This window comes from Massilia sp. WG5 (genome assembly GCF_001412595.2).
Classification (GTDB): domain Bacteria; phylum Pseudomonadota; class Gammaproteobacteria; order Burkholderiales; family Burkholderiaceae_D; genus Telluria.
Genome location: NZ_CP012640.2, coordinates 3,406,350 through 3,427,293 on the forward strand (window position 1 = coordinate 3,406,350; position 20,944 = coordinate 3,427,293).

Consider the following 20,944-nt stretch of genomic DNA (forward strand, 5'->3'; position numbering starts at 1 on the left):
ATGACTGTTCGGATCTGCCGCTGAAAAGATCTTCCAGTTCGGCTTTACAGGTTTTCCTTATAAAAAGGAATCAGCTTGGCCAATGCCTGGCGGACTGGTTCGGGCTTGTCATACAGATCGTAATGAGACCAGCCTTCAACGACGACAAGCTCTTTCTTCCTGGAGGCAGCCCGACCGATGATTTCGCAGCCATCCCGGTAGGCGCCAAATCCTCCAACCTTGTCCCCAACAACCACCATCAAAGGCTGCGTGAGCAAGGTTTCGCACAGATGGAAAGCATCCCAGCCGACGGCTGCGGCTTGATGGGAGAACAGTGAACGGTTCAGGCCGTTTGGCGCACGGCCACGGTCAGTGCGGTAGTAGTCGGTTGCCCCCAGGACGTCAACATCCTTGATACCAGCTTCCTTGGCGGCGTCGGGCGAAGACGGCAGCAGGTCATCGACACGCAGCTCTGCACCACGAGCCTCTGCCGTTCGCTGCTTTGCCATTGCCTCCAATGCAGCGATCGGGTTAAAGCCGCTGAAGCCCTCGCGCATCAGACGACCGTAGTTCGCCCCCGTGACGGTGCCGACGACCTTGATACGACGTTCAGTCATGGAGGCGTTAATTGCATAGCCGCCGCCGCCACAGATACCGAGTACGCCAATCCGTTCTTCATCGACATAAGGCAGCGTCACCAGGTAGTCACAGACCACACGGAAATCTTCGACACGCAGCGTTGGATCTTCGATGAATCGTGGCTCGCCACCGCTGTCACCCTGGAAACTGGCGTCAAAGGCGATAACGACAAAGCCTTCCTTGGCCAGGGCTTCGCCGTAGACCTTACCCGAAGTTTGTTCTTTGCAGCTCCCGATGGGGTGGGCGCTGATGATTGCCGGATACTTTTTACTTTCATCGAAATTTGGCGGGAAGTGCAGGTCCGCCGCGATGTCCCAGTAGGTGTGCTTGATTTTGACGCTTTTCATCATGATCTCCTTGTCGCAGCCAAGTTGGAATTCAGGGTGCTGTCCTTGATCGATGCGCACCCGTAAGTACACTTTAGACCTACTATTTGGTTTGTCATAGCCATCAATCTGCACTACAGTTGTATCCCTAAATTGACAATGCGACTGAGATGGATCCTTCATTACTTCCGGCTCTTGCCTGGTTTGCCCATGTGGCGCACCACCGCAGCTTTACCAAAGCAGCGGCAGAGATGGGCGTCTCGCGCGCCAATCTGTCGCAAAACGTGACAGCACTGGAGCGCCGCTTGAACGTCAAGCTTCTCTACCGCACAACGCGCGACATGTCGCTGACCGAAGAGGGGCAGCGTCTGTATGACGTCTGGTATCCCGCGCTAATTGCCGTGGAGCGCACGGTACAAACCATGCATGACATGCGTGACGAGCCGACTGGCCTCGTACGTGTGAACACGTCCCGTGTCGCCGCAAGGATTCTGCTGGAGCCCTATTTGAACGAGCTTTGTACTCGCTACCCCAAGCTTCAACTGGAACTCGTAATGGACGATGCGTTAGCTAACATCGTGGCAGCTGGTTACGATGTCGGCATTCGCATTGGTGAAAGCTTGGCCGAACACATGGTCGCCATGCCAGTTTCGCCCGCGTTAGCGATGGCGGTCGTGGGTACCCCAGCCTATTTTGAAAAGCATGGACGACCCAGCACGCCGGCTGAGCTCTCTCAGCATAACTGCTTACGTTTTAGGCGGGTTGGCGGAGGAATTCATCCCTGGGAGTTCACGTCGCCTGATGCAGGCGGCCATACTTTCATGGTCGAGCCGAAAGGAAGCTTCATCACCAATGACGACGACGGGATGATTCGCGCGGCATTGCAAGGAGTGGGGCTGATGCAGCACATTGATATTGCCGTTCAAGAGCATTTGAAATCTGGTGCATTGGTGCGCGTTCTGCAAGCTTGGTGCAAGCCTTTCGCAGGCTTTTACATCTATGCTCCAACCAGGGCACAGATGCCGGCCAAGGTGCGGGCATTAATCGATTTCCTGGTTGAAAAGCGTGCGGACAGGGTTTCCTGAGCAGCACTCGAGCGGCATTGTTAATCAAGGCTGAATACTGTTGTATCTGCGAAAAACCTTGGTTTTCACGGGCTTCTGCCGCAGTTTGGAGGTCTTGCGACTTTGGCTCTCGAACTCCCATGACTGTGGAACATACCTCTTTATTTCAATCTTTTACTTTCAATAACGGCATCACGCTGCGTAACCGCGTCGTGATGGCACCGATGACCACTTGGTCCGCTAATCCGGACGGAAGCATCTCTGAGGACGAGCTGGACTATTATCGTCGCCGCGTGCAGGGTGTCGGCATGGTGATCACGGGCTGTACTCATGTGACCGAAAACGGTATCGGTTTTATCGACGAGTTCGCCGCCCACGATGATCGCTTCATCCCCAGCCTGCGCCGCTTGGCCCAAGCTGCCAGAAGTGGCGGCGCTCCGGCGATCCTGCAAATCTTCCATGCAGGGAACAAGGCTGTGGTGGATGCCATACCTGCTGGCGAGCTTGTGAGCGCCAGCGCCATCAGCCCGCTTGCCGGCCCCTTCAATCGGGATGATGTGCAGCCACGTGCCCTGTCCCACGCTGAGGTCACGAACATGGTGCACGCCTTTGGGGAAGCTACACGCAGAGCCATTGAAGCTGGCTTCGACGGCGTGGAGTTGCACGGCGCGCATGGTTTTCTGCTGCAAAACTTCTTCTCGCCGCGCTACAACCAGCGTAGCGACGATTGGGGTGGCTCGCTGAAAAATCGTCTGCGCTTTCCGCTTGAGGTCGTGGCAGAGACGCAGCGCGTCATCGCCGCCAATGCGAAACGCCCGTTCCTGTTGGGGTATCGCATCTCGCCAGAAGAGCGTGAAGAAGGTGGCTACCGAGTTTCGGACATGTACGCACTTTTGGACGGTCTCATTGAAGGAGGCGTCGACTATCTGCATGTCTCGCTCAACGATGTTTTGCATGCCCGGCCATTAGGCACCGACAGCCGCCTCACGGTGGAACAGATTCTCGGACACGTCGGCAATCGTATTCCCCTGCTGGCTGCTGGCTCGCTCCGGACGCCTTCCCAAGCCCGCGTTGCGCTGGATCTTGGATTGTCACTGGTGGCAATTGGCAAGGGATTGGTAATGAATCCGGACTGGGTGGAACTGGCTCATGCGGCAAACGATGAACAGATTTGCCAAGAAATCGATATGAGCAAAGGTGCGCAGCTTTCGATACCAAGTGGGATATGGCAAGCGATGAAAGCAGCGCCGGGCTGGATCCCGATACGCCAAGCGGAGGCAACCGGATACGTCTGATGCTATCGTCCGTTTGGCCGATAGCGGACGTTCAGTATGGCTCAGATGCTTACGCCAAGAAAAGGGAAAGCGGTGCAGCTTTCCCTTCGATGATGCGGGCGGCAAGGATGCGCAATGCGGGTGTGGACGAACAATAGAGCTTGCCACAAGCTTTCCTATGAAGCGGACCGATTCCGGCATGCTGTCCTTGCAAATAATGTCTGCCACAAAGAGTTCGGCGAACGGTTTTGCATCGGTCGCTTGCAACAATAAAATTTGCCACAGCCTGCCGGCACGCATGGGGTGCGACAGTCCGGTTTCAGCCATTGCAGACGTTCCCGAGTTGGAGCTTCCATTCAGCAACGACGTTTATGAGCTTGGACTGACGTCCTTTCCAGTTGCAACAGGTAACTTGAGGACTTCCGCGACTCTTGCAGCGTTGAGGTGGCTGCAGCAGACCATATGGTCGCAGTAGTCTTCTACGGTATGAATCACCAAGTCCCCGCATGCCATTTGCTGAAGAAGCAGCCTGTCCGCGACCCACTTGATATCGTCATCGATCATGTCGAACTCATTGAGCCGGAAAGCAGTTGTCGGCGCGGCCTTCAATTCCTCACCGAACCTGTCCTCCCAAGAAAGCGACGCCTCAGCGACCTGGAATACATCTGCAAGCCTGCGCAGCGCGTGCTTGCGAACCAAGTGCCCAGGGTAGGAGACAAGCCGCTCACTGGATTTCTTACCCACCACATCTGCAGTCCTTCGTATTCAATTGGTCCATCTTGTGGCCGCGACGATGATAGGCCGCTCCTGGCCCGATAGCGGACCGTCTCGAGAGCAGGCCCACAGCGACCACTTTGTCAATCTCATCGTTTTGTGCCCAACTTTATTGTTCGTCCACACCCAGCATTTCCCAAGGAAGGCCGGCCACGCGGTCGGCATGGCTTCGGCGACCGCATTCGAGCCGAATTCCCGAAGTCGTCAGGCTGACGAAAGCGGCACCCTCGACGGATGAGCCGATGGCAGAGGTGACCTCTGTCGCACCCGCCCCTTGGAGGTACATGTAGTGCGGTTCCAAGGCCGCTAGGCAAATCTCCCGTCAGGCAAAACGCCGGCCTTTGCCGCCGACTTCCTCAGGCCTCAAGGGGAGTGATGATGCGCGTGCGCCGCATGATCCGAACGCTGCGCGGCAAACCACTCATGAATTGCCGCTATCACGGCAGTATCGCGGCTCGAGTAAGTGAGGCTGGCGCCTGCCGGTAATGCCCGGTAGCTGACGTGCAGCTTATCGCCGGCGGTGGCGAGCGTCTTCAGGCCAGGCATATCCTTGCCGTGGATCTTGGCCGGATCTGAAAAATCGCCGCGGCCGAACTGCGTGGCTTCATGCGCAAGGTGCGAGCGGATAAGCTCGACTTGCCGCTGGTCGTGGAGATCGTTCGCCGTTACTCTTTCCACGCCCCCTGTTGCGGTATCGTCGAAATAATGCGTTGTCAGGGTAAGGTCGAACGGCATGACCTCGGCTCCTTTACGGGCGACTTCGTCCTGGCGTGACGTGCTGACGTGGTCCTGTGCAAAGCCGGGTAACACGCCAAGCACAAAGCTCATCAAAATGGACGCTGCCTGAATACCTCGTTTCATCTGTCCGCCACCTCAAAATAGTAACTGCCATAAAATTCTAGCTTGTTGCGAGCACCGGTTGAATGCGCAACCCAAAGCAGTCATTGCGGTACATACTGTCGCCCCCAGTGGCGCGTGACCTACAGCGTCCTCTTAGTGCTCGTCCATTGATAGCTAACTGGCAGGCCGGTTTCAAGGCGGTGCAAAGGGTTCGGCCACAAGTCTGATGAGTAGCCATCCCGAGACTGGCACGCAAATCCACGACAATAGCTGACACCAGAACAATCCGACCCCTAGGGCAGGCAGTATGTTTACACCTCCTGCGAAGCAGGGGGCGAGGTTTTTAACCCCACCTTGGCACGCAAAAAAGTCATACGCCCAAACTGCCAATCTCCAGCCACCAAAGGTGACGATCGCGGGAAGCAATGCAAAGAAGTAGCGCAGAATAATTTTGATGCTTTGCTTCATCGACCCCATGCCAATTTAAATATTGTTACGGTAGCCGCGCGTTTGCTCCTGGCCGACAGCGGACGTCGGCTCAGTGTACGAGGTCGTTGCTGCAGGAGCAAGTAAAGGGTTTTGTGAAGCGCTCTAGATGGCAATGTCAACCCTGCACACTATCAGGCATTGATCTTTATCGAATGACTAAACTGAATCTCATTTCGATCAATTTCCGCAAGGGAGTGGCTCATGGACATTACGTTGATCAGTCATGCCTCGGTAGTCATCGACGCGGGAGGAACGCGCATCTGGACCGATCCCTGGACACTGAGCCGCGCCTTCAACAATTCCTGGAGCCTGATCGGCAAGCCGGCATATTCGCCGGACATGCTGGATGAGGTCGAGTATGTCTGGATTTCCCACGAACACCCCGACCATTTCAATGTGCCAACCCTGAAAAGCCTACCGGATACATTCAAGCAGCGCGTCACCGTCCTGTTTCAACAGCAGAATTCGGAAAAGATCTTCAATGCCTTGCACCAGTTCGGATTCCGGAATTTCCAGTCGCTGCCGAATGGGCGCGTTGTGACTTTAAAAGAGGGCGTTGACGTTTATTGTTATCAGGCGAGTTTCGGCGATTCCTGCCTGGGTATCCGGCATGGCGATGAAACGATTTTCAATATCAACGATGCCGAACTCTCGGCATCGGATTGCCGGCGCGTATTGAAAGACCTGGGGAAAGTCGATCTGGTGCTGAACCAGTTTTCCCTGGCCGGCTATAACGGCTATTTGAATTACGAACAGGTATTGCCGACACTGGCCAGGGAAAAGCTGGCGCGGCTGCTCAACAATCACCGCGAACTGCATGCCGGCGTGACGGTACCGTTTGCCAGCTTCGTGTATTTCTCGGCCGACGACAATCGTTTCCTGAACGCGTATGCCAACAGCCCGCAGGTCGTCGCCGCCTGGATGCAGGCGAACGGCGCGCCGGTGCGCTTCCTGTTCCTGGGCGAGCGCGCATCGTTGCGCGACCTCGTCGACGCCGGCGGCGAGGCGGCCGAGCGCAGCTTGTCGCAGTGGCAGGCGATGTACGACAGGATCGACGAGCTGGAATACACACACGACGCGCCGGTGGCGCTCGAGGAGATCCAGGCGCTGGCCAGCGCCTTCTCGGCCTCACTGCGCCAGTATTTTCCGGCGCTGCTGCTGCGGCGCGTGAAGCCGCTGCGTTTCTACATCCGCGACCTGGACCTGGTCACATGTTTCGACGCCGCCAGCGGCACCCTGGCGCCGACCGGCGAGCCGCAGCAGGCCGCCGACATCCTGGTCAACGCGCAGCCGCTGGCGGCGGCATTCCGCTTTCCTTCCGGCTTCGAGACGCTGGCCGTGTCGGGCCGCTTCCTGGTGCAGCAGCATTTCAGGAACTGGCAACTGCTCAAGAGTATTACGATCCTCTGGAACAACCAGATCTACCTGCGCGCCCGCTACCTGCTGAACGGCCGCCTGCTGCGTTACCTGGCGATGCGCGTCAAGGGCGGCCTGCTGCGCCAGATGATGGCCAAGGCGAAGATGCGCGCCGCGGCGATGCGGGCTGCGACGGCGCAACCCGCCGCTGCGCCACCGACGGCTGGTGCGCCGGAGGCCTGAAGCCGCGCATCCGGTGAGTCAGGCGGGCGGCGGCAGCCACGTGCGCGCTGCCTTCACCAGCGCCGCATCCCTGCGCTCCAGCCGCGCCGGCTGGATGCGCCAGGCGTGTCAATACAAGGGCACGTCCACGTGCCGGCCGGGCGCCAGGTCGACCAGCTCGTCGCTTTCCAGCAGCGCCGCGCACAGCTCGGGCGGCATGTCGCTGCTGAACCCGCACGTGTATCTCGACACGGTGTGCTGCTCGGCGCGGTCGGCAGCAGCCTGGCGCTGGGCCACCGCGGCGCCTTCGCGGCCGGCGCGATGACCGCTTCACTGCTGTGGTTTTCCTGCCTCGGCCTGCTGGCGCGGCGCTTCTCGCCGGTGCTGGCCCGGCCGGGCGTGTGGCGCGCGGTCGAGACGTTCACCGGACTGATGATGCTGGTGCTAGCGGGGATGGTGGTGCGCGGGTGAGGCGGGCAGCGCAGGTGGCGCATTGCGAGCTGTCGAGGTCGGCTTTCGACCCGATTGGAGACGTTCGGGCCAGCATAGCGTGTTGCCAAAGTCGAAAATCCCGCGGAATGTCACGAAGGTCTGCAGCAGAACCGGAACGGACCTTCCATTCCGGTTAGCCGTAGCCTAGCTGCTCGGTATTACAGAGAAAACCTTGCTTTCCTGCATATTGAAAACCAGCCTGATGAGCAGATCGAAACCCGGTAGCCGCTCCCTGACCGTAAATAAAACGGCCCTCGCTGCGGGACGCTAGTTACAAACTGTCCAGAATATGGCTGCAGTGTCCCGACGTTCCACCCGCGCGTGAGGTTGAATTTATGGAGCTGAAACGACTCTGCTTGAGCTTCCACGCTCCAAACGACCTTCTCGGATGCCGTCTCTGCTCTCTCAATTCGTCCAACGTCCGAAGGATAATCATGAAGCACTTCGCAGTGAATGGTAGCCCCATGCGCAGATGACTCCGCATAAACCGATGGAGTGCAAAAATACACATAGGCGATAAGCACAAGAACGAGAGGAACTGCGACAGCAATCACAAAATATTTCATCGAGCCCGGCTTCCTCATGTAATCACAAAAGCCTGCTGCCGGCGAACCAGGTCGCTCGATTCAGCACAGCAGGTTGCCGAGGCTGAGGCGTCACAAACCGTCATCGCTGTCCGGGACCGACCCTGAGCAGATGTACGCTATTTATCGGTAACTTTGCTACCGCAGGGGCTTCGGGTGCTGATGTTTCTTGGTCGCTCACGATCAGCGTCAGCGTGTCCTGCTGGGCTGAAGCTTTTTGCTGAACGATCTTCACTGCAACTGCACGGCCATCGACCACGGGCCTCGGATGGAAAAAGTTGAACATGAGTACTTACTGGCGTTGAGGTGAGGCTGCATTGAACGCAACAATACCTCAGCGCGTGGCTGAGGTCGATCACGGCAGTTGAAAGGTCCAGTTATGGCCGAACCCGGCCATTGTAAGACTTTGGAAGTTATTGCCGTGGTCTCGAGAAAGACCATCCGTCTGGAAGCCGTTCAGCCAGTGCTTTCAATGCGTTCAAGTGCCTATCACGCATGTCGTTGAAATATGCTCGATCGTCACGCTGCGGATCGGGTTTGTCGTGCATGAGTTCGTCACAGAGCGCACGGCCTGGCCAAGGATTTGAAGCAAAGACTGCTTTCGCTCGATTGATGTGCTCCTGCACCTGCGGAGCATTAACCAGGCTCTTGCCAAGGCGAGTATTAGACAAATCCGGGTATTGGGCTAAGCATGCAGTGGCGGCGGGCAGAATCCATAGGCCATCATTTCCAGAACTCCAGCTAGAGGCACACACACAAAATGTGCACAATGCGATAGTCAACTTACGATGCCGCATGGTTTTCCTTATCGTGTTGTTGGTTGCACGTGACCATCTGCTCTTAGGCCGATAGCGGACGTTCAGTATGGCTCAGTGTACGAACTAGTTGCTGGGACAAGTCGCAAGATGCCGGTAGCTCGTGGTCTTGTGGCAGACAGACTTTATTGGTTTGCGGCGAACTTTATTAACGCACAGCGGAGGCCTTCAGCCAGCATGCGGATGCTTGCGCCAAAAAAAAGGGAAAGCGGTGCAGCTTTCCCTTCGATGATGCGGACGGCGAGGATGCGTAATGGGGGAGGACCGGCCGCCCCCGCTCCGCTTACTCCACCGTCACCGACTTCGCCAGGTTGCGCGGCTTGTCGACGTCGGTGCCGCGCGCCAGCGCCGTGTGGTAGGCCAGCAGTTGCAGCGCGGCCACGTGCAGGATCGGCGACAGCAGGCCGTAGTGCTCCGGCAGGCGGATCACGTGCACGCCGTCGCTCGAGGTGATCTGGCTGTCGACGTCGGCGAAGCAGTACAGCTCGCCGCCGCGGGCGCGCACTTCCTGCATGTTCGACTTCAGCTTTTCCAGCAGGGCGTCGTTCGGGGCGATCGTCACCACCGGCATCTCTTCGGTCACCAGCGCCAGCGGGCCGTGCTTCAGCTCGCCTGCCGGGTAGGCTTCGGCGTGGATGTACGAGATTTCCTTCAGTTTCAGCGCGCCTTCCAGGGCGATCGGGTAGTGGATGCCGCGGCCCAGGAACAGGGCGTTTTCTTTTCGCGCGAATTCCTCGGCCCAGGCGATGATCTGCGGCTCGAGCGCCAGCACCGCGCTCAGCGCGACCGGCAGGTGGCGCATCTGCTTCAGGTAAGTCGCTTCTTCTTCGTCGCTCAGGCGGCCGTTCACCTGCGCCAGCGTCAGGGTCAGCAGGAACAGCGCAGCGAGCTGGGTGGTGAAGGCCTTGGTCGAGGCCACGCCGACTTCGACGCCGGCACGGGTGATGTAGGACAGCTTGCACTCGCGCACCATGGCGCTGGTGGCGACGTTGCAGATGGTCAGCGTATGCGGCATGCCCAGGCTGCGGGCGTGCTTCAGCGCGGCCAGGGTGTCGGCGGTTTCGCCGGACTGCGAAATGGTGACGACCAGGGTTTGCGGATGCGGGACGCTGTCGCGATAACGGTATTCGCTGGCGATCTCGACGTTCACCGGGATCTTGGCCACCGATTCGATCCAGTACTTGGCGGTGAGACCGGCATAGTAGCTGGTGCCGCAGGCCAGGATCAGTACGCGGTCGATTTCCTTGAACACGCGGAAGGCCTGGTCGCCGAACAGTTCCGGCATGATGCCGGTGACGCCGTCGAGGGTGTCGCCAACCACGCGCGGCTGCTCGAAGATTTCCTTCTGCATGTAGTGGCGGTAGGGGCCGAGCTCCGCGGCGCCGGTGTGCGCGTGCACGGTCTTGACTTCACGCTCGGCCGGGCGGCCGTCGACGTCGACGATCCAGTAGCGGGCCAGCTGCAGGTCGACCACGTCTCCCTCTTCCAGGTAGATGATCTGGTCGGTGGTGCCGGCCAGCGCCATCGCGTCCGAGGCGACGAAGTTTTCACCTTTGCCGAGGCCGACGATCAGCGGCGAGCCCTGGCGCGCAGCCACCACGCGGTGCGGCTCTTCGCGGCAGAATACGGCGATCGCGTAGGCGCCGTGCAGGCGTTTGACGGCTTGCTGCACGGTCTCGAACAAATCGCCGTTGTACATGTGGTCGACCAGGTGGGCGATGACCTCGGTATCGGTCTGGCTCGTGAACTTGTAGCCGAGATCGGTCAGTTCGCGGCGCAGCTCGTCGTGGTTCTCGATGATGCCGTTGTGGACCAGGGCGATGCGGGCATTTTCCTCGGTCGGCGAGAAGTGCGGGTGCGCATTCTGGGTGGCCGGGGCGCCGTGGGTGGCCCAGCGGGTGTGGGCGATGCCGGTGAAACCTTGCAGGTCGGTTTCCTTGATCTGGGACTCGAGGTCGGCCACGCGCGAGGTGCTGCGCGAACGCGACAGGCGGCCGTCGACGTGCAGGGCAACGCCACAGGAATCGTAGCCACGGTATTCAAGGCGCTTCAGACCTTCGATCAGGATAGGGGTAATGTTGCGCTGGGCTACTGCTCCGACGATGCCACACATGATGAGCTCCAATAAAAATTAACAGTTGTCACTAATGTAGAGTAGACACAGTGAAATAAGCTATCGAGTTTCACATGTTTTTGATAGATTATTTCATACATGTATAAAAACGAAATATTCTTTCAAATTCTTAAGAAAACTTTATAAAAATGTCGAAAGACCCACAAAACTTGGACGATCTTGATCGTCGCATCCTGAACACCCTGCAGGTTGACGCTTCTCACACCAATGCCGAGTTGGCGGAATTGGTACATGTGTCCCAGCCAACTTGCCTGCGGCGCGTCAAACAGCTGACCGAGAGTGGTGTTATCGAACGGCAAGTTGCGATCGTTTCGCCGGACAAGGTCGGCGCGCGCCTGACGGCCATCGTCGAGATCTCGCTGGACGTGCAGGCCGCCGACCGCATGCAGGAATTCGAAGACGCCGTCGCCGGCGAGGCCGCCGTGCTGCAGTGCTACCGGGTCGCGCCCGGTCCCGACTTCGTGCTGGTCGTGCAGGTGGCCGACATGCCGGCCTACCACGCGCTGGCACATCGCCTGTTCACCACGCACAGCAATGTGCGCAATGTGAAAGCCTATTTTTCGACTTTCCGCAGCAAGTTCGAAACCCGCATCGTGGTCTGAGAAAAGACCGTCACACACAGGCTATCCACAGGGGGCTGTGAATAATGTGGATAAACTGTTTACCTGTAAACTTTGCCACCGAACAGGTAATCCACAATCCATCCACAGGCCGCTGTGGACAGATTGTGACATTGCTGAATTCATGAGCAATCGACCCGCAAAACCGCAAAAACGGCCACCCTGGAGCCTTCCGCAAGCATTTCATGCGCTGTGGATAACTCATGCGCCCGGCATGCGGCGCAGGCCCACGCAATTTGCGCCTCACTGGAGAAACCCGCGCTAAAACAAGCACCAATCAAGACAACAGGCCCGCCGGATTGCCGTGCGGGCCTGTGGATGACTTTGTGGGTATGTGTGTGGATGAGCGGTTCATACCCCTGTGCACAGCCGGTGGATCAGCTTGTGTTTATCCTGTGCGATTCCGGTGAATTACTTCTTCTTGACCGGACGTTTCCAGTTTTCGATCGTCAGCTGCTTCGGACGCGAGATCGTCAGCATGCCGGCCGGCGCATCCTTGGTCAGCGTGGTGCCGGCGCCCAGGGTCGCGCCCTTGCCGACCCGCACCGGGGCCACCAGCTGGGAATCGCTGCCAATGAAGGCGTCGTCCTCGATCACGGTGCGGAACTTGTTGGCGCCGTCGTAGTTGCAGGTGATGGTGCCGGCGCCGATGTTGACGCGCGAGCCGACATCGGCATCGCCGACATAGGCCAGGTGATTCGCCTTGCTGTGGGCCGCGATCTTGCTGTTCTTGACTTCGACGAAGTTACCGATGTGGACATCTTCGGCGAGTTCCGTGCCCGGGCGCAGGCGCGCATAGGGACCGATCTGCGATTTGTCGCCGACCACCGCATCTTCCAGGTGGCAGAAGGGCTTGATCTGCACGCCCGCGCCTACCTTGGTATTCACCAGCACGCAATTGGCGCCGATCGTCACGCCGTCGGCCAGCTCGACGCGGCCTTCGAACACGCAGCCGACGTCGATCGAGACGTCGCGTCCGCAGACCAGCTCGCCACGCACGTCGATGCGGGCCGGATCCAGCAGGTGCACGCCCTTTTCGAGCAGCGCATTCGCGATGTTCAGCTGGTGGCGGCGCTCGAGTTCGGCCAGCTGTACCTTGCTGTTCACGCCGGCGACTTCCCATTCGGCCGATGGATGCGCCGACACCACCGGCACGCCGTTGGCAACGGCCTGGGCCACGATGTCGGTCAGGTAATACTCGCCCTGCGCATTGTTGTTCTTCAGCGCGCCCAGCCAGCCGTTCAGGTGCTTGGTCGGGATCACCATGATGCCGCTGTTGATTTCCTTGATCGCGCGCTCTTCCGCGCTGGCATCCTTCTCTTCGACGATGCGCACGATTTCTCCGTTCTCGCGGATGATGCGGCCCAGGCCGAAGGGATTGTCCTGCACCACGGTAAGAATGGCCAGCTTGTCCTGGCCGGCCGCTTCGACCAGGCGCTGCAGGCTGGCGGCGGTGGTCAGCGGCACGTCGCCGTACAGCACCAGGGTCGGCGCGTTTTCATCGATCTGCGGCAGGGCCTGCATCACGGCATGGCCGGTTCCCAGCTGGGGCTGCTGCAAGGCAGTGTCGACCACGATGCCCGTATCCAGTCCCCATTCATGAACCGCACTCGGCACCGCTGCGCCGCCGTGTCCATAAATTACGCATAATTTGGATGGGTTCAGGCTGCGGGCCGTGTTGATGACATGCTGCAACAGTGGCTTGCCAGCCAGTGGATGCAAGACTTTCGGCAGGGCGGATTGCATGCGTTTTCCCATGCCGGCGGCGAGGATGACTACGTTCATATGCCGTTCTCAATAGAAAATGTAGTTGAAAAATATGAAAAAGTTTAACACGCAACAATCCTTGTTCCAGCGCGCACGATTGCTGTTTCTGGTCGCGCTGATGGTCCTTGCGGCAGGATGCAGCACGATCCGCTTCACCTATAACCACGGCGATACGCTCTTGTACTGGTGGTTGAATGCTTACCTGGATCTGGATAGCGATCAATCCGACTGGGTCAAGAAAGATATCGACAACCTGTTCCAGTGGCATCGCTCCACCCAGTTACGCGACTACGCCGGCCTGCTGAGCAAGATGCAGCGCCAGCTCGGCGACGGCACCGTCACCAAGGACGAGCTGCTGTCCGACTACCGCGACATCAAGGCGCGTACCGAGCTGCTGGCCTTCAAGGCGCTGCCCGAGCTGGCGGACCTGGCGATGTCGATCAAGCCCGACCAGATCGGGCAGATGGAACAGAAATTCGCCAGGAACAACGACAAGTTCCGCAAGGAGTTCATGAGCGGCAGCGTCGACGACCAGAAAAAGGCGCGCTTCAAGAAGTCGATGGACCAGCTCAACCTGTGGTTCGGCAGTTTCAACCGCGAGCAGGAAGCGCAGTTGCGCGCCGCCTCGGATGCGCGTCCGCTGGACAGCGATGTCTGGCTGCAGGAACGTCAATTACGCCATAAGAAGATCGTGGCCTTGCTGCGTCGCGTACATGATCAGAAGCTGAACAAGGAACAGACCATGTCGGCCATCCATGACCTGCTGCGCGACATGTTCGACCGCATGGAAGCGCCGGACAGAAAACCCTTCTTCGATGCCTATGTGGATAACACGGCAAAGTTCATCATGACGGCGGTCAAACTGACCACGGCGGAGCAGAAGGCGCACGCGCAGAAGCGGATGCAGGGCTGGATCAACGATTTCAACGCACTGGCGCAGGGCAAGTGATATAGTCCGCCCCCATGCAAAAGAAGTCTTCACACAAACCCGCATTCCCCCGCCGTCCCGGCCCGCCGCAACAGGTCCGCATCATCGGCGGCGCCTGGAAACGCACGCCGCTGCCCGTGCTCGACGCCTTCGGCCTACGTCCGACCCCGGACCGCGTACGCGAAACCGTGTTCAACTGGATCCGGCACCAGGTCGATGGCGGCTGGGACAGCCTCGACTGCCTCGACCTGTTCGCCGGCAGCGGCGCCCTCGGCTTCGAAGCGGCCAGCCGCGGCGTCCGCTCCATCACCATGGTCGATACGCTCGGTCCCGTGGTGCGCCAGCTGGAAACGATCAAGGACAAACTGAAGGCGGACAATGTAAAAATCCTGCGCGCCGACGCCCTCGCCGTGGCGCGCGACCTGATCCAGCGCGGCCAGCGTTTCGACCTGATCTTCCTGGACCCGCCTTATCAACAGGATTTCCTGAGCCAGGTCCTGCCCCTGTGCGCCAGCCTGCTGAAGGAGGGCGGCCTGGTATACGCCGAATCCAGCGCCGCCCTGCCGTTCGCCGAAGGCGAGGAGGGCGGCACGCCGGCATGGCTGTCGGCTTGGGAGCTGGTGCGCGCCGACAAGGCCGGGATGGTCCACTTCCACCTGTTGAAGTTGCACTGAAACACCGCTTTTTCGGCGGATCTGCTCAAATATTGAGCAATTCTCGCCCTACGGTGGGGCAACTGCCGAATTTTCAGGCATAATGCGCGCTTATTCAGGTGCATTTCTCCAGGGAGCCGCAATGGTTGTAGCCGTTTATCCAGGTACGTTCGATCCGCTGACCCGCGGCCACGAGGATTTGGTGCGTCGCGCATCGGGTCTGTTCGATACCCTGGTCGTCGGTGTCGCCGACAGCAAGAACAAGAAACCGTTCTTTTCGCTCGCCGAACGCCTGGAAATCGCCAACGAAGTGCTCGGTCACTATCCGAACGTGAAGGTCGAGAGCTTTTCCGGCCTGCTCAAGGATTTCGTGCGCCAGCATGATGCGCGCGTGATCGTGCGCGGCCTGCGCGCCGTGTCCGACTTCGAGTACGAGTTCCAGATGGCCGGCATGAACCGCTACCTGCTGCCCGACGTCGAAACCCTGTTCCTGACCCCGTCCGACCAGTACCAGTTCATTTCCGGCACCATCGTGCGCGAGATCGCGATGCTGGGCGGCGATGTCTCCAAATTCGTGTTCCCTTCGGTCGACCGCTGGCTGCAGAAGAAAATCGCCGCCATCACCGCCGCACCGAAGGCCTGATTTCTACAGGTTGTAAAAATGGCTTTGCTGATTACCGACGACTGCATCAATTGCGACGTGTGCGAGCCCGAGTGCCCGAACGACGCGATCTCGATGGGCGCGGAGTACTACCAGATCGACCCGCACAAATGCACCGAATGCGTCGGCCACTTCGACGAACCGCAGTGCGTGGCGCTGTGCCCGGTCGCCTGCATTCCCTTCAATCCGGAGTGGCGCGAAAGCCGCGAAGAACTCCAGGCCAAATACGAAAAGCTGACCGCCGCCAAGGCGGCTGCCTGATCGTCCGGCAGGGCGCCTAGGCCCCCCTTCCTTCTATTCCTACCCCGATCGGCACCGGTGCGACACTGCGCCGCTGCCGTCGCTCGTCTCCGCCATGCCCGCCGCTGCCTGTTGCTTGTGCATCTGCAGCATCGAAATAGTCTCGAATGTGTAGTTACAGCAAATAAGTTGATGCTATATTTATTAGCAAAAAAATAGCACGTCCATACTATTTTCGGGACCTGGAGTCAAGATGATTCGTAACACGAGTATCGGCCAGCGCCCGGCCGTGGGCTTCGGCATCGTCATCGCTTTGCTGGTGCTGCTGGCGGGGATTTCCTGGCTGCGCATGGAAAGCCTGAACAGGGAGATGGAAACGCTGCTCAATGTGCGTTACGCAAACACGGTGGCCGCCAATCGCGTCAAGGAAGACGTCAGCGAAGCCACGCGCAGCATGCTGAACGTCCTGATCATGAGCGATCCGGACCAGATCCGGAAGGAGCTGGCGAATACGGAAGCGCGCAGCGCCAAGGCCAGCGCCGCGGTGGCCGACCTTGCCAGACATGCCAGCGATGCCGAAGGCGCCGCGATCCTGAAGGCGATCGGCGTCATCCAGGCCAAGTTCCTGCCGGCCCAGAGCAAGTTCATCGGCCTGGTCAACGAGGACAAGAAGGACGAGGCGATGGTGAAATTCATGTTCTCGCTGCGGCCCCAGCAGGCGCGCTACTTCGAGCAGCTCGACCTGTTCGTCGCCTACCAGAACGCGGCCATGACCCGCGCCGGCCAGGAAGCCGCCGCCGTGACGCATCGCACCGAGCTGCTGATCCTGCTGCTGGCCGGCGCCGCCTGCCTGCTGTCGGTGGGCGTGGCCATCCTGTCCACCCGCAGCATCACCCGGCCGTTGGCCCAGGTGGTCGAGATCGCCCGGCGCGTCGCCGATGGCGACCTGAGCAGCGAGATCGCGGTCGACAGTCGCGACGAAGCGGGCCAGATGATGGCAGCGCTGCGCCACATGAACGCCAGCCTGGTCCGCATCGTCGGCGAAGTGCGCAGCAGCACCGAATCGATGTCGGGCGTGTCCGGCGAGATTGCCAGCGGCAACCTCGACCTCTCGGCGCGCACCGACGCCCAGGCCTCGTCCCTGGCCAAGACCTCGAGCTCGATGCGCGCGCTGACCGACACCGTGCAGCAGAACGCCGATAACGCGCGCCAGGCGAATGCGCTGGCCGCCCAGGCTTCCGACGTGGCGGCGCGCGGCGGTTCCGTCGTGTCGCACGTGATCGCCACCATGGGATCGATCACGGACTCGTCGAAGAAGATCGTCGACATCATCGGCGTGATCGACGGCATCGCCTTCCAGACCAATATCCTGGCCCTGAACGCCGCGGTGGAAGCCGCGCGCGCGGGCGAGCAGGGCCGCGGCTTCGCGGTGGTGGCCTCGGAAGTACGCAACCTGGCGCAGCGCTCGGCGGCGGCGGCGAAAGAGATCAAGTTGCTGATCAGCGATTCTGTGGATAAAGTGCATGAAGGTAGCCACCTGGTCGAGCAGGCCGGCGTGACGATGGCCGAGGTGGTCGAGAGCGTGCGCCGCGTGGCCGACATCATGGGCGACATCGCGGCCGCCAGCGTGGCGCAGAGCGCCGGCATCGCCGAGGTCAGCCAGAACATCGTCGAGATGGACCAGACCACGCAGCAGAATGCGGCGCTGGTCGAAGAGGCGGCAGCGGCCGCGGCGGCGATGCAGGAGCAGGCGGCGCAACTGGCGCGCGCGGTCAGCGTCTTCAAACTCGACCAGGCCGTGACACAAGAACCATCCCTGCAGCACGAAGCCCGGCTCGCGCTGCACTAATTTTATTCCTGAGGAGATGCATATGACTTTCACCATCCACCGTACCCTGGCCGGCGCCCTGCTGGCTGCGGCCGTCAGCCTGCCGGCCTGGGCCTCGGTCGACGTCAACGGCTACAAGTTCGAAGACACGACCAAGGTCGCCGGCAAGGACCTGAAACTGAACGGCGCCGGCATGCGCACCAAGCTCATCATCAAGGTCTATGCCGCCGGCCTCTACCTGCCGGAGAAGAAGAGCGCCGTGGCCGAGATCCTCAAGCAGGACGGCCCGCGCCGCATGACCCTGCAGATGGCGCGCGACATCTCGTCCGAAGACTTCGGCAAGGCCTTCATGGATGGCCTGAACGAGAACGTCGACAAGGCCGAGAAGCAGAGGATCGTGGCCCAGATCGGCAAGTTCGGCGAGATGTTTGCCAACGTCGACGGCCTCAAGAAGGGTGACGTGCTGCATATCGACTGGATTCCCAGCACCGGTACCCAGATCGAGCTGAATGGCAGGAAGCTGATCGAAAACGTCCCCGACATTACCTTCTATAACGCCCTGCTGCGCATCTGGCTGGGCGACCATCCTGTCGACCGCTCGCTCAAGCCGGCCCTGCTCGGCGAAGCCAAGTAAATCCACCATCCCTATCCTGGCTTGACGCGGCCCCGGGCAACCGGCGCCGCGTTTTTTTTCGTCCGTATTTTTTGACTGCGTGACCGCCATTTTTTTGGATAGGGTCGGACCCCAGGCAGCCTTGCGAAGGCGCAGGCGGCGCATGCATTCGATATGATCGAAGTAACGATAACTCAATCATATCCAGTGACTTTAGTTGAACTTCCTTCTTTGTAGCGCCAACGTATCCATAAGATGCCGATATCTTCGTCTTTCATTCACTTTCGCAGCACTCATGCAAGGGCATCGGCGCAATCGGGGCTCATTGGCTGTTTCAGGCAATATACCTGATAAAGTGGCGCTAAAACTCATCAATAACCATTCATCTCGCATCGGATACCATATTCGAATTCATGCATAACGCATAAGATAGCGACTAAATGTTAAATCGATTGCCTGAAAAATCCCCAGAAAACCGGATCGACCGGAAGTCGACGGCGATTCTTGATTCCCGCTCGACGCGGGTGGGAAACACGAGTGAAAAGGACGAAAAAAAACGGCGCCGGTTACCCGGGCGCCGTTCAGGAAGAAGGACGGTAATCTGGATCAGGAACGCAGGGCGCGCACCTCGGCAGGGGCGGCAACGGCGGCTGCGCCAGCCTGTTGCGCCAGGCGCAGCTTACGGCGCGCGGCCAGCTCGTCCTTGGTCGGACGCGGGCGCACCACCAGCACCAGTGCACGGGCGATGCCGATCAGGAGAGGGCGGAAGAACATCAGCAGCGCGCCCAGCAGGGTCAGCTGGACCATGCTGGTGAATAGCTGCATGAACGGCACTGCCGTCATCGGTGCTTGGAACAGGGTGGCAGTGAAAGACATGGCGCGAAAGACGCGAGTGTGCGTTTGATGTTAAGGTTCCATGTAATATAGTGCGACGCAACATATAAATCTAATCACGTTTCCTGATACGTCTTATATTGATCGTGAATGGAAATCGGGTACACTTGGCACAACCAAGAAACACAGCCCCAGAACGGATCCCATGAGCTTCCTCACGCTTGACCTGAACCTGCTCCGCGTCTTCGACGCCGTCATGACCGAGCAAAACCTGACCCGCGCCGCCGGCCACCTGGCGATGACCCAGCCGGCGGTGTCGAACGCCATCAAGCGCCTGCGCGAAAGCCTGGGCGACGAGCTGCTGATCCGTACCGCCTACGGCGTCAAGCCGACCCCGCGCGCCGAAGCACTGTGGCCCTCGGTGCGCCAGGCGCTGGCCGCGCTGGAAGCGGCCGTGATGCCGGAAACCTTCGACGTGTCCAAGGCCCAGGCGACATTCCGCCTGGCGATGGCCGACGCAACAGCCGCACTGTGGCTGCCCTCGCTGGTGCGCTCGATCGAAAAGGAAGCGCCGGGGGTGAATATCCGCATGGTGCCGCTGACCACGCGCGAGCCGCGGCCGATGCTGCTGCGCGGCGACATCGACCTGGCGGTCGGCTTTTTCCCTGGCGTGGCGGCCCAGCTGTCGTACGAAACCGGCTCGCCGATCCGCCACGAACGCCTGTATTCGGGTGAGTATGTGGCGGTGATGCGCAAGAACCATCCGCTGGCCCAGGGCAAGCTGGACCTGGACAGCTATTGCAAGGCCAACCACCTGCTGGTGAGTTTCTCGGGCCGCGCCCACGGCCTGGTCGACGAAGCTCTGGCCCAGATCGGCCGCGAGCGCCGCACCCTGCTGACCGTGAACCAGTTCTTCACCGCCGGCCGCGTGGTCGCGAACTCGGACCTGGTGACGGTCCTGCCGCGCCACCTGATCGCCTCGACCGGCGCCGCCGATTCCCTGGTCTGGCGCGAACTGCCGTTCCAGCTGCCGGCCGTGCACCTGGACATGCTGTGGCACGAGCGCGACGGCCGCAGCCCGGCGCACCGCTGGCTGCGCACGAATCTCGAACAACTGTCGGTGACGGCGCAGAAGACGCTGCCGCACAAGTCCGAGATGACGGAAAAGATGGAAAAGATTGCTTGATTTTGTACGTCGTCCCCGCGCAGGCGGGGACCCAAGTGTGTACGCGTTTCGATAGCTTACGCAGAACTTGGGTTCCCGCCTGCGCGGGAACGACGAGCCATCTGCTTATTTGATGGGCAGCTTGGTGGTGTTCTTCACTTCTTCCATCACCGCATAGGTGTGCGTCTCCCGCACGCCTTTCTGCAGCAGGGTCTTGCCCAGGAACTCCCGGTACGCCGCCATGTCCTTCACGCGCGCCTTGACCAGGTAGTCGAAGCCGCCGGCCACCATGTGGCATTCCAGAACCTCGGGGATCAGCTGGACGCTCTGCTTGAAGGCGTCGAAGACTTCCGGGGTGGTGCGATCCAGCACCACTTCGATGAAGACCAGCAGTGACACGTCCAGCAGCACAGGGTTCAGCTGGGCCGTGTAACCGGTGATGTAGCCGGACTCGTGCAGCTTGCGCACCCGTTCCAGGCAGGCCGCGGGCGACAGGTTGACGCGGGCGGCCAGTTCGACGTTGCTGATACGCCCGTCGCTCTGCAGCTCGGCAAGGATTTTCTTGCTGATCTTGTCCAGCATGTTGGTTCACTCTCCACTATAAATATTATTTGGTCAAATTCTCTCACCAAAAACTATCTATTGCT

22 protein-coding genes are annotated in these 20,944 nt (G+C 59.7%); 13 read left to right on the forward strand and 9 right to left on the reverse strand.

Annotated elements, in window-relative coordinates:
* Window positions 1-44 precede the first annotated feature (44 nt).
* Entirely contained in the window at window positions 45-965 is a 921-nt protein-coding gene (locus tag AM586_RS15185) for an alpha/beta hydrolase (protein ID WP_047826176.1), read from the reverse strand.
* A 149-nt stretch (window positions 966-1,114) separates the two neighbouring features.
* Here AM586_RS15185 and AM586_RS15190 point away from each other — a divergent pair, with 149 nt between their 5' ends.
* Complete coding sequence (locus tag AM586_RS15190; RefSeq protein WP_047826145.1) at window positions 1,115-2,029, forward strand: LysR family transcriptional regulator; 915 nt, start codon at window positions 1,115-1,117, stop codon at window positions 2,027-2,029.
* 119 nt (window positions 2,030-2,148) lie between these two features.
* Window positions 2,149-3,303 carry an NADH-dependent flavin oxidoreductase gene (locus AM586_RS15195; protein WP_047826144.1) on the forward strand — a complete coding sequence of 385 codons (1,155 nt, stop codon included), beginning with the start codon at window positions 2,149-2,151 and terminating at the stop codon, window positions 3,301-3,303.
* Window positions 3,304-3,651: 348 nt separating this feature from the next.
* Here AM586_RS15195 and AM586_RS15200 read toward each other — a convergent pair whose 3' ends face one another.
* Window positions 3,652-4,026, reverse strand: a complete 375-nt coding sequence (locus AM586_RS15200) for a hypothetical protein (protein ID WP_047826175.1) — start codon at window positions 4,024-4,026, stop codon at window positions 3,652-3,654.
* Between the two features lie 393 nt (window positions 4,027-4,419).
* A complete protein-coding gene (locus AM586_RS15205) occupies window positions 4,420-4,917 on the reverse strand; it encodes a hypothetical protein (protein ID WP_047826142.1) in 498 nt (165 codons plus the stop codon).
* 669 nt (window positions 4,918-5,586) lie between these two features.
* Between AM586_RS15205 and AM586_RS15215 the strand changes: the two genes are divergently transcribed.
* Window positions 5,587-6,984: an MBL fold metallo-hydrolase gene (locus tag AM586_RS15215; RefSeq protein WP_060566582.1), complete on the forward strand. Its 1,398-nt coding sequence runs from the start codon at window positions 5,587-5,589 to the stop codon at window positions 6,982-6,984.
* Between the two features lie 108 nt (window positions 6,985-7,092).
* Here AM586_RS15215 and AM586_RS29085 read toward each other — a convergent pair whose 3' ends face one another.
* The gene (locus AM586_RS29085; protein WP_257791520.1) at window positions 7,093-7,215 is read right to left on the reverse strand and encodes a hypothetical protein; all 123 of its coding nucleotides are present in this window, start codon (window positions 7,213-7,215) and stop codon (window positions 7,093-7,095) included.
* Between the two features lie 3 nt (window positions 7,216-7,218).
* Between AM586_RS29085 and AM586_RS15225 the strand changes: the two genes are divergently transcribed.
* A complete protein-coding gene (locus tag AM586_RS15225; RefSeq protein WP_052234407.1) occupies window positions 7,219-7,434 on the forward strand; it encodes a LysE family transporter in 216 nt (71 codons plus the stop codon).
* Window positions 7,435-8,121: 687 nt separating this feature from the next.
* Here the strand turns inward: AM586_RS15225 and AM586_RS28160 are convergent.
* Both AM586_RS28160 and glmS read right to left on the reverse strand, forming a co-directional pair.
* On the reverse strand, window positions 8,122-8,325 hold the full coding sequence (locus AM586_RS28160; RefSeq protein WP_156328259.1) for a hypothetical protein: 204 nt from the start codon (window positions 8,323-8,325) through the stop codon (window positions 8,122-8,124).
* Between the two features lie 812 nt (window positions 8,326-9,137).
* The gene (gene glmS / locus AM586_RS15230; RefSeq protein WP_047826140.1) at window positions 9,138-10,967 is read right to left on the reverse strand and encodes a glutamine--fructose-6-phosphate transaminase (isomerizing); all 1,830 of its coding nucleotides are present in this window, start codon (window positions 10,965-10,967) and stop codon (window positions 9,138-9,140) included.
* 149 nt (window positions 10,968-11,116) lie between these two features.
* On the opposite strand from glmS, the gene AM586_RS15235 reads away from it, so the two are divergent.
* Window positions 11,117-11,590, forward strand: a complete 474-nt coding sequence (locus AM586_RS15235) for an Lrp/AsnC family transcriptional regulator (RefSeq protein ID WP_047826139.1) — start codon at window positions 11,117-11,119, stop codon at window positions 11,588-11,590.
* Window positions 11,591-12,019: 429 nt separating this feature from the next.
* Here AM586_RS15235 and glmU read toward each other — a convergent pair whose 3' ends face one another.
* Window positions 12,020-13,354, reverse strand: coding sequence for a bifunctional UDP-N-acetylglucosamine diphosphorylase/glucosamine-1-phosphate N-acetyltransferase GlmU (glmU, locus tag AM586_RS15240; protein WP_229412960.1), 1,335 nt, complete (start codon window positions 13,352-13,354; stop codon window positions 12,020-12,022).
* On the opposite strand from glmU, the gene AM586_RS28860 reads away from it, so the two are divergent.
* The 7 genes from AM586_RS28860 to AM586_RS15270 all read left to right on the forward strand — a co-directional run bounded on the left by AM586_RS28860 (window position 13,295) and on the right by AM586_RS15270 (window position 18,319).
* Complete coding sequence (locus AM586_RS28860) at window positions 13,295-13,441, forward strand: hypothetical protein (protein ID WP_229412965.1); 147 nt, start codon at window positions 13,295-13,297, stop codon at window positions 13,439-13,441. The genes glmU and AM586_RS28860 overlap by 60 nt on opposite strands.
* The gene (locus tag AM586_RS15245) at window positions 13,428-14,324 is read left to right on the forward strand and encodes a DUF6279 family lipoprotein (RefSeq protein WP_060566586.1); all 897 of its coding nucleotides are present in this window, start codon (window positions 13,428-13,430) and stop codon (window positions 14,322-14,324) included. Before AM586_RS28860 ends, AM586_RS15245 begins: the two co-directional genes overlap by 14 nt.
* Window positions 14,325-14,338: 14 nt before the next feature.
* Window positions 14,339-14,977: a 16S rRNA (guanine(966)-N(2))-methyltransferase RsmD gene (gene rsmD, locus AM586_RS15250; RefSeq protein ID WP_060566593.1), complete on the forward strand. Its 639-nt coding sequence runs from the start codon at window positions 14,339-14,341 to the stop codon at window positions 14,975-14,977.
* Window positions 14,978-15,098: 121 nt separating this feature from the next.
* The gene (gene coaD, locus AM586_RS15255) at window positions 15,099-15,599 is read left to right on the forward strand and encodes a pantetheine-phosphate adenylyltransferase (RefSeq protein WP_060566595.1); all 501 of its coding nucleotides are present in this window, start codon (window positions 15,099-15,101) and stop codon (window positions 15,597-15,599) included.
* An 18-nt stretch (window positions 15,600-15,617) separates the two neighbouring features.
* Window positions 15,618-15,878, forward strand: a complete 261-nt coding sequence (locus AM586_RS15260; protein WP_060566599.1) for a YfhL family 4Fe-4S dicluster ferredoxin — start codon at window positions 15,618-15,620, stop codon at window positions 15,876-15,878.
* A 232-nt stretch (window positions 15,879-16,110) separates the two neighbouring features.
* The gene (locus AM586_RS29185) at window positions 16,111-17,706 is read left to right on the forward strand and encodes a methyl-accepting chemotaxis protein (RefSeq protein WP_060566601.1); all 1,596 of its coding nucleotides are present in this window, start codon (window positions 16,111-16,113) and stop codon (window positions 17,704-17,706) included.
* Between the two features lie 22 nt (window positions 17,707-17,728).
* Window positions 17,729-18,319, forward strand: a complete 591-nt coding sequence (locus AM586_RS15270) for a chalcone isomerase family protein (protein ID WP_229411259.1) — start codon at window positions 17,729-17,731, stop codon at window positions 18,317-18,319.
* 585 nt (window positions 18,320-18,904) lie between these two features.
* On the opposite strand, the gene AM586_RS15275 is transcribed toward AM586_RS15270, so the two are convergent.
* A complete protein-coding gene (locus AM586_RS15275; RefSeq protein WP_156328256.1) occupies window positions 18,905-19,123 on the reverse strand; it encodes a hypothetical protein in 219 nt (72 codons plus the stop codon).
* 214 nt (window positions 19,124-19,337) lie between these two features.
* On the opposite strand from AM586_RS15275, the gene AM586_RS15280 reads away from it, so the two are divergent.
* Entirely contained in the window at window positions 19,338-20,318 is a 981-nt protein-coding gene (locus AM586_RS15280) for a LysR family transcriptional regulator (RefSeq protein ID WP_052234366.1), read from the forward strand.
* A gap of 105 nt (window positions 20,319-20,423) precedes the next feature.
* On the opposite strand, the gene AM586_RS15285 is transcribed toward AM586_RS15280, so the two are convergent.
* Entirely contained in the window at window positions 20,424-20,879 is a 456-nt protein-coding gene (locus AM586_RS15285; protein ID WP_052234365.1) for an Lrp/AsnC ligand binding domain-containing protein, read from the reverse strand.
* Window positions 20,880-20,944: the final 65 nt, after the last annotated feature.

Coding starts and splice junctions, on each gene's coding strand:
- AM586_RS15270 (WP_229411259.1), top strand. CDS start 17,729: ATGACTTTCACCATCCACCGTACCCTGGCCGGCGCCCTGCTGGCTGCG.
- AM586_RS15285 (WP_052234365.1), bottom strand. CDS start 20,879: ATGCTGGACAAGATCAGCAAGAAAATCCTTGCCGAGCTGCAGAGCGAC.
- AM586_RS29185 (WP_060566601.1), top strand. CDS start 16,111: ATGATTCGTAACACGAGTATCGGCCAGCGCCCGGCCGTGGGCTTCGGC.
- AM586_RS15215 (WP_060566582.1), top strand. CDS start 5,587: ATGGACATTACGTTGATCAGTCATGCCTCGGTAGTCATCGACGCGGGA.
- AM586_RS28160 (WP_156328259.1), bottom strand. CDS start 8,325: ATGTTCAACTTTTTCCATCCGAGGCCCGTGGTCGATGGCCGTGCAGTT.
- AM586_RS15245 (WP_060566586.1), top strand. CDS start 13,428: ATGAAAAAGTTTAACACGCAACAATCCTTGTTCCAGCGCGCACGATTG.
- AM586_RS15280 (WP_052234366.1), top strand. CDS start 19,338: ATGAGCTTCCTCACGCTTGACCTGAACCTGCTCCGCGTCTTCGACGCC.
- AM586_RS15185 (WP_047826176.1), bottom strand. CDS start 965: ATGAAAAGCGTCAAAATCAAGCACACCTACTGGGACATCGCGGCGGAC.
- glmS (WP_047826140.1), bottom strand. CDS start 10,967: ATGTGTGGCATCGTCGGAGCAGTAGCCCAGCGCAACATTACCCCTATC.
- AM586_RS15205 (WP_047826142.1), bottom strand. CDS start 4,917: ATGAAACGAGGTATTCAGGCAGCGTCCATTTTGATGAGCTTTGTGCTT.
- AM586_RS28860 (WP_229412965.1), top strand. CDS start 13,295: ATGCTGCAACAGTGGCTTGCCAGCCAGTGGATGCAAGACTTTCGGCAG.
- rsmD (WP_060566593.1), top strand. CDS start 14,339: ATGCAAAAGAAGTCTTCACACAAACCCGCATTCCCCCGCCGTCCCGGC.
- coaD (WP_060566595.1), top strand. CDS start 15,099: ATGGTTGTAGCCGTTTATCCAGGTACGTTCGATCCGCTGACCCGCGGC.
- AM586_RS15195 (WP_047826144.1), top strand. CDS start 2,149: ATGACTGTGGAACATACCTCTTTATTTCAATCTTTTACTTTCAATAAC.
- AM586_RS15275 (WP_156328256.1), bottom strand. CDS start 19,123: ATGCAGCTATTCACCAGCATGGTCCAGCTGACCCTGCTGGGCGCGCTG.
- AM586_RS15260 (WP_060566599.1), top strand. CDS start 15,618: ATGGCTTTGCTGATTACCGACGACTGCATCAATTGCGACGTGTGCGAG.
- AM586_RS15235 (WP_047826139.1), top strand. CDS start 11,117: ATGTCGAAAGACCCACAAAACTTGGACGATCTTGATCGTCGCATCCTG.
- glmU (WP_229412960.1), bottom strand. CDS start 13,354: ATGCAATCCGCCCTGCCGAAAGTCTTGCATCCACTGGCTGGCAAGCCA.
- AM586_RS15190 (WP_047826145.1), top strand. CDS start 1,115: ATGGATCCTTCATTACTTCCGGCTCTTGCCTGGTTTGCCCATGTGGCG.